13 protein-coding genes are annotated in these 15,536 nt (G+C 57.0%); 11 read left to right on the top strand and 2 right to left on the bottom strand.

Translation table 11 applies throughout. The annotated features are described in order from the left end of the window. Positions 1-232 precede the first annotated feature (232 nt). Positions 233-1,318, top strand: a complete 1,086-nt coding sequence (locus C2L64_RS26835) for an AI-2E family transporter (protein WP_009770246.1) — start codon at positions 233-235, stop codon at positions 1,316-1,318. A 75-nt stretch (positions 1,319-1,393) separates the two neighbouring features. On the opposite strand, the gene C2L64_RS26830 is transcribed toward C2L64_RS26835, so the two are convergent. After that, entirely contained in the window at positions 1,394-2,497 is a 1,104-nt protein-coding gene (locus C2L64_RS26830; RefSeq protein ID WP_009770245.1) for an OpgC domain-containing protein, read from the bottom strand. Between the two features lie 621 nt (positions 2,498-3,118). Between C2L64_RS26830 and C2L64_RS26825 the strand changes: the two genes are divergently transcribed. The 10 genes from C2L64_RS26825 (at position 3,119) to C2L64_RS26780 (ending at position 13,947) form a co-directional block, all read left to right on the top strand. Beyond that, positions 3,119-4,324 (top strand): polysaccharide biosynthesis/export family protein, encoded by a 1,206-nt coding sequence (locus C2L64_RS26825; protein ID WP_456152445.1) that lies wholly within the window; start codon positions 3,119-3,121, stop codon positions 4,322-4,324. Continuing rightward, entirely contained in the window at positions 4,321-4,761 is a 441-nt protein-coding gene (locus C2L64_RS26820; RefSeq protein WP_007749027.1) for a low molecular weight protein-tyrosine-phosphatase, read from the top strand. Before C2L64_RS26825 ends, C2L64_RS26820 begins: the two co-directional genes overlap by 4 nt. A 3-nt stretch (positions 4,762-4,764) precedes the next feature. Then, positions 4,765-6,981 (top strand): polysaccharide biosynthesis tyrosine autokinase, encoded by a 2,217-nt coding sequence (locus tag C2L64_RS26815; protein WP_039902166.1) that lies wholly within the window; start codon positions 4,765-4,767, stop codon positions 6,979-6,981. 151 nt (positions 6,982-7,132) lie between these two features. Further along, positions 7,133-8,404, top strand: a complete 1,272-nt coding sequence (locus tag C2L64_RS26810; protein ID WP_007749025.1) for a flippase — start codon at positions 7,133-7,135, stop codon at positions 8,402-8,404. Positions 8,405-8,414: 10 nt separating this feature from the next. After that, on the top strand, positions 8,415-9,725 hold the full coding sequence (locus tag C2L64_RS26805; RefSeq protein WP_009770241.1) for an O-antigen ligase family protein: 1,311 nt from the start codon (positions 8,415-8,417) through the stop codon (positions 9,723-9,725). A gap of 26 nt (positions 9,726-9,751) precedes the next feature. Then, positions 9,752-11,113: a UDP-glucose dehydrogenase family protein gene (locus tag C2L64_RS26800; RefSeq protein WP_009770240.1), complete on the top strand. Its 1,362-nt coding sequence runs from the start codon at positions 9,752-9,754 to the stop codon at positions 11,111-11,113. After that, on the top strand, positions 11,113-12,228 hold the full coding sequence (locus C2L64_RS26795) for a glycosyltransferase family 4 protein (RefSeq protein WP_086909633.1): 1,116 nt from the start codon (positions 11,113-11,115) through the stop codon (positions 12,226-12,228). The genes C2L64_RS26800 and C2L64_RS26795 overlap by 1 nt, the downstream gene beginning before the upstream one ends. Positions 12,229-12,230: 2 nt before the next feature. Beyond that, complete coding sequence (locus C2L64_RS26790) at positions 12,231-12,677, top strand: glycosyltransferase family protein (protein ID WP_007579136.1); 447 nt, start codon at positions 12,231-12,233, stop codon at positions 12,675-12,677. Beyond that, positions 12,674-13,159 (top strand): glycosyltransferase, encoded by a 486-nt coding sequence (locus C2L64_RS26785; RefSeq protein WP_007579135.1) that lies wholly within the window; start codon positions 12,674-12,676, stop codon positions 13,157-13,159. Before C2L64_RS26790 ends, C2L64_RS26785 begins: the two co-directional genes overlap by 4 nt. After that, the gene (locus tag C2L64_RS26780) at positions 13,159-13,947 is read left to right on the top strand and encodes a polysaccharide lyase (RefSeq protein ID WP_007579134.1); all 789 of its coding nucleotides are present in this window, start codon (positions 13,159-13,161) and stop codon (positions 13,945-13,947) included. The genes C2L64_RS26785 and C2L64_RS26780 overlap by 1 nt, the downstream gene beginning before the upstream one ends. 208 nt (positions 13,948-14,155) lie before the next feature. Here C2L64_RS26780 and C2L64_RS26775 read toward each other — a convergent pair whose 3' ends face one another. Continuing rightward, positions 14,156-15,529, bottom strand: a complete 1,374-nt coding sequence (locus C2L64_RS26775) for an undecaprenyl-phosphate glucose phosphotransferase (RefSeq protein ID WP_007579133.1) — start codon at positions 15,527-15,529, stop codon at positions 14,156-14,158. Positions 15,530-15,536 lie beyond the last annotated feature (7 nt).

Here is a 15,536-nt window from a genome sequence, read left to right as displayed (position 1 = left end):
TATATCGATTACACGCAAATATGCAACGAACTGTTGTATGAACGGCAGAAAAGGGCCGGACCGTTTGCGTGGTCTGCCGGCAATCGTTGCATCCTTTAAGATGAACGGTTTGGCAACGCCGTGGCGAGCGTGCGCAGGCACCGCGCATGCGTGCATCTGCTGACGATGTTTGCCCGCCCCATCATTGTGATGCGCGGTCGTTGAACGCGCATCGAGTCCATCACGAGGTCACATGAATCAGCGCCCGCCCGACGTTCCATCCGAGGCCGACATGCCGAATCGCCGCAAAGTGCAGCGGATCGCTTCGGCCGCGCTGTATGCCGTGATGGTGGCGCTGGCGATCTGGGTGATCCGTGATTTCGTGCCGGCCATTGCGTGGGCTTGCGTGATCGCGATTGCGCTGTGGCCGGCGTTTCACAGGATCGAAGAGCACAGGCTGTTCAAGGGGCGCTCGACGCTGATCGCGACCGTTCTGACCATTGCCATCGGCTTGCTGTTTCTGCTGCCTGTCGGGATCGGGATTGCGCAGGCGGCGGCCGAGGCGCACGACGTGATCGAATGGGCGCGCGACGTGCAGGAGAACGGCATTCCGTTGCCGGACTTCGTCCAACATCTGCCGTTTGGCGCAGCGCAGATAGGGGCCTGGTGGCAGGACAACCTGACGCAGCCGCTGCGCGATTCGCCCGCGATGAAGGGCTTGCACGGCGGCGCTGTCGTCACGTTTGGCCGGCATTTCGGCGCCCGGGCCGCGCACGCGCTGATGCTGTTCGGCTTCATGCTCGTCACGCTGTTCGTGATCTTTCAGGCGGGGCCGAAGCTGTCGGGCGAATTGATGAAGGGTATGCGGCGCGCGTTCGGCTATGACGGCATGCATCTCGCCGAACGGATGGCGGCGGCCGTGCGCGGGACGGTGTCGGGGCTGGTGGTCGTCGGGATCGGCGAGGGCGCGCTGCTGCTGCTCGCGTATATGCTGACGGGCGTCCCGCACGCGGCGCTGCTCGGTTTCGTCACGGCGATCGCGGCGATGCTGCCGTTTTGCGCGCCGATCGTATTCTGCGGCGCGGCGCTTTGGCTCTTCATCGAGCAAGGCGCGCTCGTTCCTGCGATTGGCCTTGCTGTGTTCGGCTTCGTCGTCGCGTTTGTCGCCGAGCACTTCGTGCGACCGGTGCTGATCGGCAGTTCCGCGCGGCTGCCGTTTCTGCTCGTGCTGTTCGGGATTCTCGGCGGCGCGGAGACGTTCGGGCTGCTCGGGCTATTCGTCGGCCCGGCGCTGATGACGGTGCTGATGGTGCTATGGACCGAGTGGGTCGAGCGCTGATGCGTTCGACCGATGTGGCTTTCCTGATGCAGTGTTTAGTTTAGTCAGGCTCGCGTAACTGCCTGATCGCGGATTTCAGGCGGGGCCCGAGCCGCGCAGGCGCAGCGTCAGCACGCGCGAGATCGGCACCGATACCTTGGCGACGGCGAATAGCGAGCCGATCGCGACGGCGTCGGCGACGAGGCCGAGCGGTATATTCAGATAGCCGTCGGTGGCCGTGTAGAGCAGCGAGTCGACGACAAGCGAGATCACCGTCCCCGCGACGAAGCACAAGAGGCCCTTGCGCCCGACGAGTCCTACCCACGGCAAGCGCTGCGCGAGCGCTCTCGCCCAGCCGATGCGCACCATATTCGCGACGAGCCATGCGATCGCGAGGAAATTCACCGCGCGCAGCCACGACAGATTCTGTTTCAGGCTGCTGTCCAGCGGCCCCACTTCCACGAACAGCTTGAACCAGGCGGCAGCCGCAACGATGCCGCAGGCGAGCACTGTCAATAGCCACCCGTGGCGGTGCGCACTCGCGCGCTGATAGACGGGCTGCGTCTGCGCGATCACGCCGAGCACGAACATCAACTGCCACGCGAAGGGGTTGAAGTCCCATTGCGCGTCTTCCGCAACGGGCAGATGCGGCAGCAGCGACGGCGCAATCGACCACACGGCGAGGCTGCCCGCCAGCAGCAGCCACGGCTTGCTGCGCGCGAGCGGCAGGATGGCGGGCACGGCGAACGCGAAGAACGCGTACATGGGCAGCACCGATGCCAGATACGGCTGGCGACGGAACAGCAGGATGTCGCGCAGGACCGCGGTGGGCGTGTCCATCATGTCGTCGAGATCGGTCGTGGCCATGTTGGGCGCGTCGATGCTGAACGCGCTCATCACGGCGCTTACGAGCAGCATCAGGACGGCCGTAATCAGAAACGCCCTATACAGCTCGAGCGAACGCTTGAAGAAGCGGTTGCGCGCGTCGGCTTCCGTGTGGCGCTTCGCGAGCGACGCGTAGGCCGTGGCCGTCGCGAATCCACCGAGGAAGACGAAGACTTCGGCCGCGTCGCACAGCGCGTACGCGTGCAGCGTCGCGCGCGACAGGATGCTGCCGCCGATGTGGTCGACAACGATAAATATAAGAACTAGCCCTCGGAAGAAATCCAGTTCGATCAGACGGTTTTTGGATGTCTGCATGCCTTTTTGAATTGACAAAGCGCCCCCGTGAAACGGTGCGCGAAGGACGCGCGACGCGGTTTCTCCGGTGCTGCGGAAATGGAAGGCGTGAGGTTGCAGGCCTTGGGTGCCGGGCGTGGCTTCGCGCTTTCTCTGAATCTATCGCGCGATGCAGCGTTTCGGCGCAGTCGTTTGGGCGGTGGCTCTCATCCCGGAAAGGCTGATGAAGAACCGCGCGGCCTTGAATCGGACCGTCATTATCGCTCAGAGTTCACCCTGGTTGATTTTTTCTTTGCAAAGTGCTTAGCGGGATGAGACCGGTCCTTGACGAACAGATATGAGGCTGGCGAAAACGGTTCGGGTTCTGGCCGGTGGCATGGGGGTGCAACGCTTATGCTTGGCGCCTGCTTGAGGGGTGCGACTTATGTGTTGCAAGAGTGACTCTCCAGCAGTGTGAACCTGCTCGACGAATTCATCTCGCGAAGTGTCTGGCAGCTTCTCTCCCGTTTGTCATCCCGCTTGCGACGCTGTACGCAAGTGAGTTCGACACGTCTCAACAGATGCTTGTGTCTGGCCGGTGGAATCAGGCTTGGGGAAGCAGATCCGTTGTAGCGAATTTTGATCATTTTGAACGTGCAAGTGTTGAACAGCTTGAATAAATCATCCGCTCACGCGAAGCAGAAAATCTTTTGCAGTTCGAAGCTCAAGGTTTCGATTGCGAGTGCTGCGATTGCCATGAGTTCGTTGCTCGGTGGATGTGCAGTGGCACCAGGTATGCGAATGTCGGTTGCCAATCCGCAGACAGGATCTGACTCCGCGCAGGCGGGCAGTACGTCTACGGCAGCAACGCTTGCCGCACCTCAGATTCCCATTACAGAACTGGATATCGACGTTATCCGACGCCTTCAGGACGAGCGCCGCAAAGCGCAGCAATTGCAGGTCAAGCTACTGTCGACCGGTCCGAAACCTTATGGCGTAGGCGCAGGCGACGTGCTCCAGATCGTCGTGTGGGATCACCCCGAAATCGCAGCGGCGGTGGGGGCGACCCAGTCGCAATCATCCACGCGCCCGGCCGATCCGTATGCCGGCTTCGTCGTCGATCAGGCTGGCAATCTCACTTATCCGTATGCGGGAACGATGCACGTTGCTGGCCTGCGGGTCGAAGACGTGCAACGTCGCCTGGCGGCCGCGCTTGCCCAGTACTTCGTTAACCCGCAGGTAACGGTGCGGATGGCGTCCTATCGGGCCCATCAGGTTTATGTCGACGGTGAAGTCCGAACACCTGGTGCCGTTTCGGTGAACGACGTACCAATGTCTCTGTATGAAGCGATCTCGCGTGCGGGCGGATTCACCGAATCAGCCGATCAAAGTGATCTTTTGCTGGTGCGCAATGGTGTTTCCCATCGCGTTGATCTGACGCAAATGGTTGCGAGCGGGATCAGCCCCTCGCGACTGTATCTTCAATCCGGCGATCTTCTTCGGGTAGTCGCACGTGACGAAAACGACGTTTACGTCATGGGGGAAGTCACCAAACCGCTTTCCGCTATTCCTCGGCGCACGGGACGCATCACGTTGGCTGATGCGCTCGCGCAGGCTGGCAGTGTCAATTCATCGACAGCAGATGCGTCACAGATGTTTGTGATTCGCGGGAGCCTAAGCGGCACACCCGAGGTGTTCCATCTGGACGGTCGCTCTCCGGTGTCGATGCTGGTCGCCAAGGAATTCGATCTTCAGCCAAAGGATGTCGTGTATGTCGACGGCAACGGTCTCGTTCGCTTCAACCGCGTGTTGACCTTATTGATTCCGGCGATTAATGCAGGTCTGACTGCGGGACTGGTGGCGAAATGATCGATCGTGTTCTCGTGGTGTGCGAAGGCAACATCTGCCGCAGTCCGCTGGCTTGCGCGATGCTGGCGGCAAGCTTTCCGGATATCCGCTTCAGTTCGGCGGGTACACATGCTCTGGTTGGGGAGAGCGCAGACCCGCACGTGCTCGAGATGGCGCGTGAACGTGGCGTCTCTCTTGGCGATCACGTCGCAACGGCGCTCACGGGCCATGAGGTCAACAGCGCCGATCTGATCCTGACGATGACCACGGCGCAACGCGAGTACATCGAATGCGTGTGGCCGTCTTCACGTGGCAAGGTCTATCGGCTGGCCGAGAACGAGGGTGTCGACGTGGTCGACCCATATCGCCGCCATCGAGCGGCATTTGATCTGGCATTCGCGCAAATCGAGCATGGCGTTGCGTATTGGCGGGGAGCACTGGCGGGACTGGCTCACTGAATCATGACTCTTCTTAAGCAAAATAGCGCCGTGGAGCAGGGCGATGATGAAATCGATCTCTCCGAGATTTTCAATATTCTGCGTGAAAGCTGGAAGCTGATTGCGCTCGTCGCCGTCGGCGCGCTCCTTCTGGGCACGATGTACGCTGTTCTGGCAACGCCTGTCTATCGCGCTGACGCCGTCATTCAGGTCGATGACGATTCCGGTTTGAGTTCGATTAATAGCAAGCTGAGCGATCTTGCCTCGCTATTTCAGAGCACGGCGACAGTCGATGCAGAAATCGAGTTGATCCGATCGCGCCTGGTAGTGGGCGAAACGGTCAACCGTCTGCACCTAGATGTGTTTGCGCAACCAGACTATTTCCCTCTGATTGGCGGAGCGATTGCGCGTTACCGTCAAGACAATGGACTTATCGGGTTAGCCAACCCCGTCATTGGATTGTCCAGCTTCGCATGGGGTGGGGAACATATCGACATTTCGCGATTCGACGTTCCTCCCGTACTGTACGAAACGAAGTTCAAACTGCGCGTGCTTGATGCGCAAGGTTATGAATTGGTCGATCCAGACGGCAACGTGACGTTGCGCGGCCACGTAAATGAAGACGCCAGTGGTGCGACTTCCAATGGCATCGTGCATCTGAAGGTCGCTTCGCTCATGGCTCGGCCTGGCACGAGCTTTCAACTCAAGCGCTTCTCGACTCAGCAAACTGTCGATGAAATGCAAAAGAAGCTTGATATTGCCGAAAAGACGAAACAGTCAGGCATTATCGGCGTCAAGCTCGATGGTCATGATGCACAACGCGTTACCGCGACGATCAACATGATCGCAAGTCTGTATGTGCAGCACAACGTCGACGGAAAGTCGGCGCAGGCCCAGCAGATGTTGAGTTTTCTCGGCGAACAACTGCCAAAAATGCGCGCGGATCTCGATCAGTCCGAGGCACGCTACAACGAATATCGCTCGAAGTCGGGAGCCGTCGACCTCGACGCACAAGCAAAGCTGCTGCTGCAATCGGTCGTCGACACGAAATCTCATCTCGTCGAATTGCAGCAGCAACGAGCCGATCTCGTGCAGCGTTACACGCCGTCTCATCCTGCTGTTCTCGCCGTCGATGCCCGTATTGCCGAACTCGAACATCAACAGGACCAATACGACGGCCTGGTTAACGGCATGCCGCAGACGCAGCAGGAGGTGCTACGCCTGATGCGCGATGTGAAGGTCAATACTGATCTCTACATGAAGCTGCTCGACAGTACGGAGCAATTGCGCGTGCTGAAAGCGGGGCAACTCGGCAACGTTCGCACGGTCGACTTTGCCGTCGTTCCTGAGCAGCCGGTGCGTCCAAAGAAGGTCATCGTGACTGCCCTGGCCTTGGTGCTTGGCCTTGTACTGGGCTGCGTCGTCGCGCTTGGCCGTCGAGCGCTCAATCGCGGTCTGGAAAGTCCAGCTGAAATCGAACTGGCAATTGACGTGCCTGTCCGCGCCATCATTTCGCGCAGTGAGAAGCAGGCTGAACTCGAACGCTCGGTGCGGCGCAATCCGTCATGGAGCAGAGGCGTGCTTGCAGCGATCTTTCCCGATGACGCAGCAATCGAGGGCCTTCGCAGCCTGCGTACGGCGCTTCAGTTCGGCTTGATCAAACCGGACAACAACGTGCTGATGATCACGGGGCCGCGCGCGGAAGTCGGCAAGTCGTTCGTCTCGGTCAATCTCGCGACGGTGATCGCGACGGCCGGCAAACGCGTCTTGTTGATCGATGCGGACATGCGCCGCGGTAATGTGCACTCGTATTTCTCGTTCAGGAACACGCCCGGGCTTTCCGAGGTGCTGTCAGGCCGTCCGTTTGCCGAGGTGATTCATCATCAGGTGGTGCCCAATCTCGATGTCATGACGGCCGGAGCATATCCCGATCGTCCGTCCGAACTGCTGATGCAAGGGCGTTTCGGAACAATGTGCAAAACAATTTCGGCCATGTATGACCTCGTGATCGTCGATTCACCGCCGATACTTGCCGTGACTGATCCTGTGGTTGTCGGAAAAGAGGCGGGCGCAACGCTCATGGTCATTCGTCATGGCCGCCATTCGGCAGCAGAGTTGCGCGAAGCCACGCGTCACCTTGCTAGCGCAGGCGTGTCGGTAAACGGTGTACTGCTGACCGATGTCCCACGGCGTGGGTCGACCTACGGCGCCTACTCCGAATATCGAACCAAAACCAGTTAATAACCGGTTAACAGCCAGTTCTACGGACTCAGGGTGAAGTCACTGCAATGAAACAACAAGCGCTACTCACGCGTGGAACTTTGCCGGAAGCCAATAAAAAGGCTTTCTTGGTCACAAAGATCCACTTGACCGCGTCGGGATGGTGCGCGACATGACGAGATTACGTCGAAACTTCGCTGCGATGGTTATCTGGCAAATAGGTAACTACTTGGTCCCGCTCGCTACGTTTCCCTATCTGACGCGCGTTCTGGGGCCGACTGGCTTCGGAACGGTCAGCTATGTCACGGCACTCACCATGTATGGCATCGCCGTAACGGAGTGGGGGTTCAATCTGAGCGGCCCGCGTGCGGTCGCTCAATCTCGCCACGATCATTCCAGGCTTAACGATTTGATCTGGTCTGTCATTGGCGCCAAAACATGTCTTTGTGTCCTCTCAATGGCGATCCTCGTCGGGGCAACGTGCATGATTCAACGGTTGGGCGAGTTGAAGGCCGCGTTATGGATTGGCTGGGTCGGCGTTGTCGCGAACGTGTTTACGATGCATTGGCTAATGCAGGGACTCGAACGGTTCTCGCTACTCTCCTGCATCGCATTGGTCAGCCGTTTCTCGTCAATACCTCTAACGTTCTTGCTGGTGAAATATCCGCATGATGTCAATGTGGCGATCGGTGTTCAATCTGCAGCATCCATGTTCGGTGCTGTCGGTTCCTTTTTCTTTGCGTATCACCAAGGGCTGCTTCGCAACCCAAGATTTTCATGGGGGGCCGTAAGGCGCCAGATCTTCGATAACGCTGAAATGTTTCTCTCTACTGCTTCGGTAAGCCTTTTTAGCGCGACTAACACAGTCATTCTTGGCAGTCTGTCGGGGCCTTATCAGGCTGGCGTATATGCGTCTGCGGACAAGCTAAAAACGGTAGGGAACATGATACCGATGCAGATCAATACCGTCTTGTACCCAAGGATATCGGCACTGCTATCGCAAGGTTGCTCTGGCGACAAGCGGGCCGCCGCGCGCCTGACGACGATCGGACTGGTCGGCACGATAGCGACGACGTCCGTTGGCATGCTTATATGCGTGGTCTCGTCGCGTGCATTGATCCGCCTCGTGTTGGGTTCCGAGTTCGTAGCGGCCGCTGGAGTGTTGAACTGGCTCTGCCTATCCACGGTATTCGGGAATCTGGCGTACTTCCTGGGACTGCAGGTGCTTGTCCCATTTGACGGAGCATCTCGCCGAGCGCGCGCCATGCTTGGTGCCGGGCTCTTCAATATCATGCTCGCCTGCATTTTAGTGCCCCATATGGGAGCAGGCGGAGCCGCTATCGCATATCTGGTCGCTGAAGTGGCATTACTCGGCATTTATCTTAGATGGGTCATCCGCTCGCCGACAATGCGCGCGCACTTCGCGCAACTTGCGCGTGGCTGAGGTGAATCGAATGCATTCCATCGACAGATCCGCCTACGAAACCTTAAAGCCCGACCGATCACCCATTCGCACGGATGCCGGTTTCAAATTAGCCGCGGCCATTGTGTGGGGGGCACTTGTTATTGGTTTGGCTTTGTCGCCCTTCGCGGATTTTCTTTCCGTGTACGCGGCCAAAGGGGCTGGCGCAGGGGCTGGCGTCGATGCGCGGATCTCGCTATTGCTGCGTGGGATGATGACTATCAGCCTCATCGTCTGTCTGATCTATGGGTCGCGCACGAGCATGGGCGGACTTCGTCAAGCGGCCGCTTTCGCGTTCGTGGTATGCACGACGATCGGCTCATATGCATTCGGGATGCTTGTGGCGCATGAGCTTTTTGAGCAAGTCGTGTTCGTGCTGAAGGTGTTCACGTTCTTTGTCTATCCGGCCGCCATGATGATGCTAACGGACCGCCGGCTCGAGCAGGTGCAATCGGTCGCATTCGCCGCGCTCATGGCATACGGCCTGTCAATCATCGTCGGCGCTTCGTTATCTATCGATCTGTTCCGCAGCTATCAAGCAGACGTGCAAATCCGCTCGGGATACAAGGGGATCATCTATGCGCAAAATGAAGCGGCGGCGCTTGTTGTCGCCGCTACGGCGTTAGGATATCTGCACGCTCTCGTACGAGGCTGGACGTGGCGCAGCATGTTGCTGGTTGGCTGCATGATCGTCGCCTCGGGCCTTACTGGAACAAAAGGCGCAATGCTGGGTGCGATGGGCGTTACCTGCGCTTACTTCTTTGCCAGGTACAACGCCATAAAGGCAAGCTGGTATGCAGGATTGGTGCTGACTGTATTAGCCATCGCAGCGACCAGCGCCTATTTTTTTGTCCCGGCAGTTAATCAGGCAGTCGACCTTAGCCTGCGCTACTTCGAGTACAGGAGTGGCCACACCGATGACGACGTCGTTCTAACGTTGCTGCTCTCCGGCCGGAATCTGAAGCTTGCAAACGTATGGACCGATGTGCAGGCGAACGGCTACATCGCGCTATTGACGGGGGGACACCCCGTGGTGCGCTACATGGTCGAACTGGATGTTTTCGACCTGCTATTGGCCTTCGGTGTTCCGATTTTCGTAATTTATGCCATCGCGCTTACCCGGACGTTTATTCGGCGCGGTGCACATCGAAGGGCGAACCGGTTCGCACATCTCTTCTTTGTGGTCTTGATTGGAATGGCATGTACGGCAGGCCACGTCCTCGGCTCAGCTGTCGTCAGTCCATACCTTGCATTGATAGCAGTGGTGATCCGGCGCGCTGTTCCAGCAACACGCGGTGTTTGACAGATCAGATAAACAGGTAGACAAAAATGAAGGTAACAGTTATCGGCTCCGGCTATGTGGGTTTGGTGACGGGCGCATGTCTGGCAGATATCGGAAACGAAGTCGTTTGCGTCGATATTGATCGAAAGAAAGTAGACACGCTGCTGTCGGGCGGAGTTCCGATTTACGAGCCCGGACTGAAGGATGTGATGGATCGAAACCGGCAGGCGATGCGGCTCAAGTTTACGACCGATATGGACGTCGGCGTCGCACACGGCGATGTCCTGTTCATCGCAGTTGGAACGCCCCCCGACGAGGACGGTTCAGCCGACCTGACACACGTTATCGACGTCGCTCGAGAAGTTGGACGCCGCATTGATGGCTTTCAGGTCGTCGTCAATAAGTCCACGGTGCCCGTCGGTACGGCATCGCGCGTGAAAGAAGTGATAGCGAGCGAGTTGGCCGCGCGTGGCGTCCAGGCTTCGTTTTCAGTTGTTTCGAATCCCGAATTTCTGAAGGAAGGAGCAGCCGTCGAAGATTTCATGCGTCCGGATCGGATCGTGATCGGAAGCGAGGCCGACGAAGCGGGTTTGCGTGCGCGAGCGGTCATGCGCGAACTCTATTCACCGTTCAACCGAAACCACGACCGTACATTACACATGGACGTACCGTCTGCGGAATTCACGAAATACGCGGCCAATGCCATGCTTGCAACAAGAATATCGTTCATGAACGAGTTGGCGAACCTCGCCGAGAGACTCGGCGCCGATATTGAATCCGTACGTCGAGGCATCGGCTCGGATCCACGTATCGGTTACGACTTCTTATATGCCGGGGTCGGCTACGGCGGGTCTTGTTTTCCTAAGGACGTCAACGCGCTGAGGCATTCTGCTTCGCAGCAACAGTACTCGATGCAGATCCTCGATGCTGTAACGGCAGTTAACGAGTCTCAGCGCTCGGTACTCCTGGAGAAAATCTATCAACGTTTCGGGCGTGATCTGACCGGGTACGCCTTCGCAGTTTGGGGCTTAGCTTTCAAGCCAAACACGGATGATATGCGCGAGGCACCCAGTCGCCCGATCATTGCAGCGCTGCTAAGGCATGGAGCGACGGTTCAAGCCTACGATCCCGTCGCCATGCCTGAAGCGCGCAAGTCCTTGACCTCGGACCTCGGATCCGAGCCATCGGCTCTGAACCGGCTGCGATTCGTTGCGGACCAGGACACCGCGCTGGAGCACGCCGATGCGCTGGTCACATTGACGGAATGGAAGTCGTTCAAAAGCCCCGATTTCGATGTTCTGGTTCGGCAGATGAAGCGGCCGGTGATTTTCGACGGACGCAATCTGTATGAACCGTCAGTTCTCGACCGTTCCGGTATCGAGTACTACGGTATCGGCAGGGGGCTTTGATGCGCAAGACGCATGTGCTTCATGTCGGCCCGAAGCAGCGCGGAGGCATAAATACGGTTCTTCGTGAATTGGCGTCGCAACATGAGTCATTCGAGCAGCGTGGCATTTTATTCTCGTTCTTCGAGACGCGCGGGTTCAAACGCGCGGCCGACCTGATCATGTTCCTGCTGTTCGATGTTCCCAAATTTTTCGCATATCTGTCAAAGGGCGTAGACATTGTTCATCTTCACGTAGCAGTGCGAGGTTCGGTCTATCGGAAATATGTGTTTTTCGTGATGTCGAAGGCGCTGCGTTGCAAGACGATCATTCACCTCCACTCCGGTGAATTCGGACAATTTTTCGCACAAGCGCGCGGAATACGGCGCCTGATCGTCCTGCATCTGTTGAAGGGTGCTCACGCAGTAGTGGGTGTTTCTCAACGGACCGAAACGATGCTTGAAAACCATCGGATACGACCGCGCATGTTTCGAATTATCGGTAATACGGCGCATGCCGCCGAAGCGTTCCGAGTCTCTTCTGTCGTTGCTGTCGCGAATCAGCGTCCCTATATCGCGTTCGTCGGGAAGCTTACGTTGCTTAAAGGAATGGAAGATTTGCTGGTCGCGCTGTCGATTCTCAGGAAGCGCGGACATGAGGTGGAATTGCAGTTGGCGGGGGAGGGAGATGTCGAATTCTGGAGGGCCCGTGCAGCTGCGCACGGCGTCGGTGATGTAGTGAAATTTCTCGGGTGGATAGATGGAAATGTGAAGTATGAATTCCTACGAGATGCACAGCTGTTTTGCATGCCAAGTCACTTCGAATCTTTCGGGATCGCAACTCTCGAAGCCATGTTACTTGGGCTTCCGATTGTCGGTACGCGGTTGGGCGGTTTTCTCGACCTGGTTAAAGAGGGTGATACGGGGTTCCTGGTTGATGCGCGTGATCCGATGTCCTTGGCCGACCGGATCGGCGTCTTGTTATCCGATCAGGCGATCGCTCGAAGGATGGGAGTGGCCGCGCATATACACGCGAGGTCGCTATTTGGCACGGACGCAATCACGCGCAAATATGTAGACGTTTATCAGACGCTTCAAAATCGCGGCGGAACGCACGATTCACTCGATAAAACTCATTGAGAATGAAAAAGAAAATACTGTTGGTGTGCTCCAACGGGGGCCATTACGTTCAATTGTCGATTCTTGCGTCCGCATTTTCTGGGCATGACGTGGTCTGGGCGGTTTCGGGGACCGACACGTTACTGGCGAGGAAAGACGGCTATTGCTTGATAGAAGCGAATAAAACGACGCCAATCAAGGTGGTCGGTCTGGCGTTCCAGATATCACGCATTTTAATTGCCAAACGTCCCGACGTCATCGTGTCGACTGGAGCCGCTCCGGGGTTGCTGGCAGTCGCACTGAGCAGGCTAGTCGGTGCGAAGGCGAAGACGATCTGGATCGACAGCATTGCCAATTCGGCCCGCTTGTCGCTTTCTGGACGTATTGCCCGACATTTCGCCAGCGAGACACTTACTCAATGGCGCCACCTTGAAACGCCGACCGTGCGTTATTGGGGAGCGGTGCTTTGATTTTTCTTACCGTCGGCACGCAGATGCCATTCGATCGTCTGGTTCGCCTTACGGATTGCTGGGCTGAAAAGCATCCTGAAGTTAAAGTGTTTGCGCAGATATGTAATGGCGCTTGTACGCCGGTGAACATAAATTACAGTGCGTTTCTGTCGCGTGAAGAGATGGAGCGTTTAACCACGGAAGCTACGCTCGTGATTTCCCACGCAGGTATGGGAAGCATTTTGACGGCCCGCCGGCTAAGAAAGCCGATCGTGGTTGTGCCGCGGCAGCATCGATTGAACGAGCACCGAAACGACCACCAGATTGACACCGCCCGGAGCCTTGAAGGTCTGGTTGGCATGCACGTATGTTGGCAGGAAAGTGAGTTCGACGAGATCATAAAATCAGCCTTGGAAGGGGCGCAGAGACTGGACTTCGATCGACAAGATAGAGGCTCGAGTGATCTTTCCAGCTGTCTTGCCGCCTGGGTGAATGCGCAGTGATGACGCGCCCGAGAAAAGCAACGCTGCTCTTCAGTATGTTCTTCAGATTGTCCGTCGCGCAGGCAACCGGCCTGTTCGATGGTGGCGATCCGCATACATATCGCACCTCGTTTGTGCTGGATCTGCGACACGGCATGAAAGACTTGCCAGTTCAAGCGGCTAGGCGTGAAGACATCACACTTGCCGACGATCCCGTGACGCCCGGCAACCGGGCAGTCCACGTTGAGATAAATCGTGGGGAAGATTTTTCAGGCGTGGCCAATGGATCGCCCCGCACCGAATTTCTACTACCCTCGAACATCCGTCTAGCGCCAGGAAGGGAGTATTTGATACGTTGGAGAACCTATCTCCCACGTAACTTCGCGTTCGACCATCAGCAGTGGGAAATTATCACCCAGATTCACCACGGCGCCCTCAGTGGGCCGCCGCCATTTATGCTCACGTTATCTGGTGCGGACTATGCTGTGTCGGTGCGTGGTGGCAAGAACACGGCACACGGGTCTGGTGTTCGGATCTGTTGCGCGATGGATGACGTTGGCAGGTGGGTCGACTGGACGCTGCAATACGCGCCGGATGCGACCGGACGTCGCGCGACGACACGACTTTGGAAAGATGGTCGCCAGGTCTTCAACGGTGACGGTATGCCGAACGCTTATCCCGATGATAGTCGCGCGTACCTGAAGTTCGGAATCTATAAGCCCGAGTGGCTGATCGAACCCTCGGACGTCCAATTCCTCGAGATTTATTATAGCGTCGTAGCGGTCGGCGAGAAGGCCGTTCGTCCATAGCGCGGTTGAACCTGCTACCGCGCGCGCATAGACTTGATGGCGTCGGACGGCCATAGTTCCATGCGTTAGCGAGTTCTTCGAGCATGCCGCTGATCTCCTGAAGAACCGGTTCATGGTCGCAGCTAATGAGTTGCACGTGACCTCATCCGGCGCTCCACGCCGCAAATAATGATGGATTGCATGCCACGTTTTGAGCTGGGGAGTCCAGTCAATAAACATTTTTCCCCGAAAAGCCCTTAAATATTGTCAAAAGAATAATCTTCATATCCATCCAGAACGACCAGTTCTGGATGTAATACAAATCAAGTCTAACCCGTCCTTCCATCTTCTCCAGTTCAGCCGTCTCCCCGCGGAAACCATTAACCTGCGCCCACCCCGTAATCCCCGGTTTGATCCGATACCGGAACATATAGTGCTGGACGAGATCCTTATAGTATTCATCGTGTTCAACGGCATGTGGCCGGGGCCCAACCACCGACATTTCCCCTTTTAGAACATTCAGAAACTGCGGCAACTCGTCCAGGCTCGTACTACGAAGGAAACGCCCGACCCGCGTGATACGCGCATCTCCCTTTTGTGCCTGCACAACGGCTCCAGGCTTGTCTGCACTTTGATACATTGATCGAAACTTATAGATCGAAAACACTTCGCCGTTCATGCCTTTCCGGTATTGCCTAAAGAGCGCAGGCCCTGGTGACGACAGCTTCACTGCAATCGCAATCCCCACAAGCACAGGGGATATCGCGAGGAGTATAAAGAGCGCGAAAAGCCGATCGAATATCTCTTTTGGAATGGTATCCCAACTGCGTTCGGGCGTTGCCATGACGTTCAGCACAGGAACACCCCGGTGGTGTCCAACGATGGTTCCGCCGATGGGAGTTGCATCCTCGGACATCGGCAGCACCCGAATGTTTACGAACTCGTTCCTGAATTCAACGAATAGATTTTCAACAGAGATTGGCTGAAAAGGTGGATTAACGATCCAGATTTCCCTAAGCTCCCGTGAGCGCATCACCTGCTTGAATACGTTCATTTCGTGCACAGCTGGAATCTGTTCAATCGTTGTATCGAGGGGAAGGGAAGGGTCGTAAATAACTTCCGGCACGAATGCATTTCTCGTTTGCGTGGCAATCCTCCCAAGCAGATCGCCATTTGCGGCGAATGGCGCGACGATTGCCACCCGCGTTGGTGCGAATCGCCATGAACGCATCAGCGACGGCATCACATGAATAGCGCAACGACCGGCGACCAGCGCAAATGCCGCGATCGACGTCCACCAGACTAGCCATTCCCCCCGAAGCCCGGTGCCGGGATAGGCACGCGAAATACCGATCAAAGCGAGTTGAGCGATAAGCCACGCAAGCACGGCGCGCGCGGCACTCTGGCGCATCGTGTCATGGCGAAACGGCTGATAAACCCGCGTCAGGCGGAACGTAACGAATGGAAGCACGACGCCAAGCAAGCCGAACAGGCCGTCGATATGTGAAAAATTGGCGCCATCGTGAAAGACGACGCTTTTGGAAATATAAGCGCCACCGATGATGCAGAGAAAATCAGTGGCTTTGGAAATAGGTGTGAGCATCGTTTAC

Source organism: Paraburkholderia hospita, assembly GCF_002902965.1.
Taxonomy (GTDB): domain Bacteria; phylum Pseudomonadota; class Gammaproteobacteria; order Burkholderiales; family Burkholderiaceae; genus Paraburkholderia; species Paraburkholderia hospita.
This window is presented reverse-complemented; position numbering and strand designations above follow the sequence as displayed.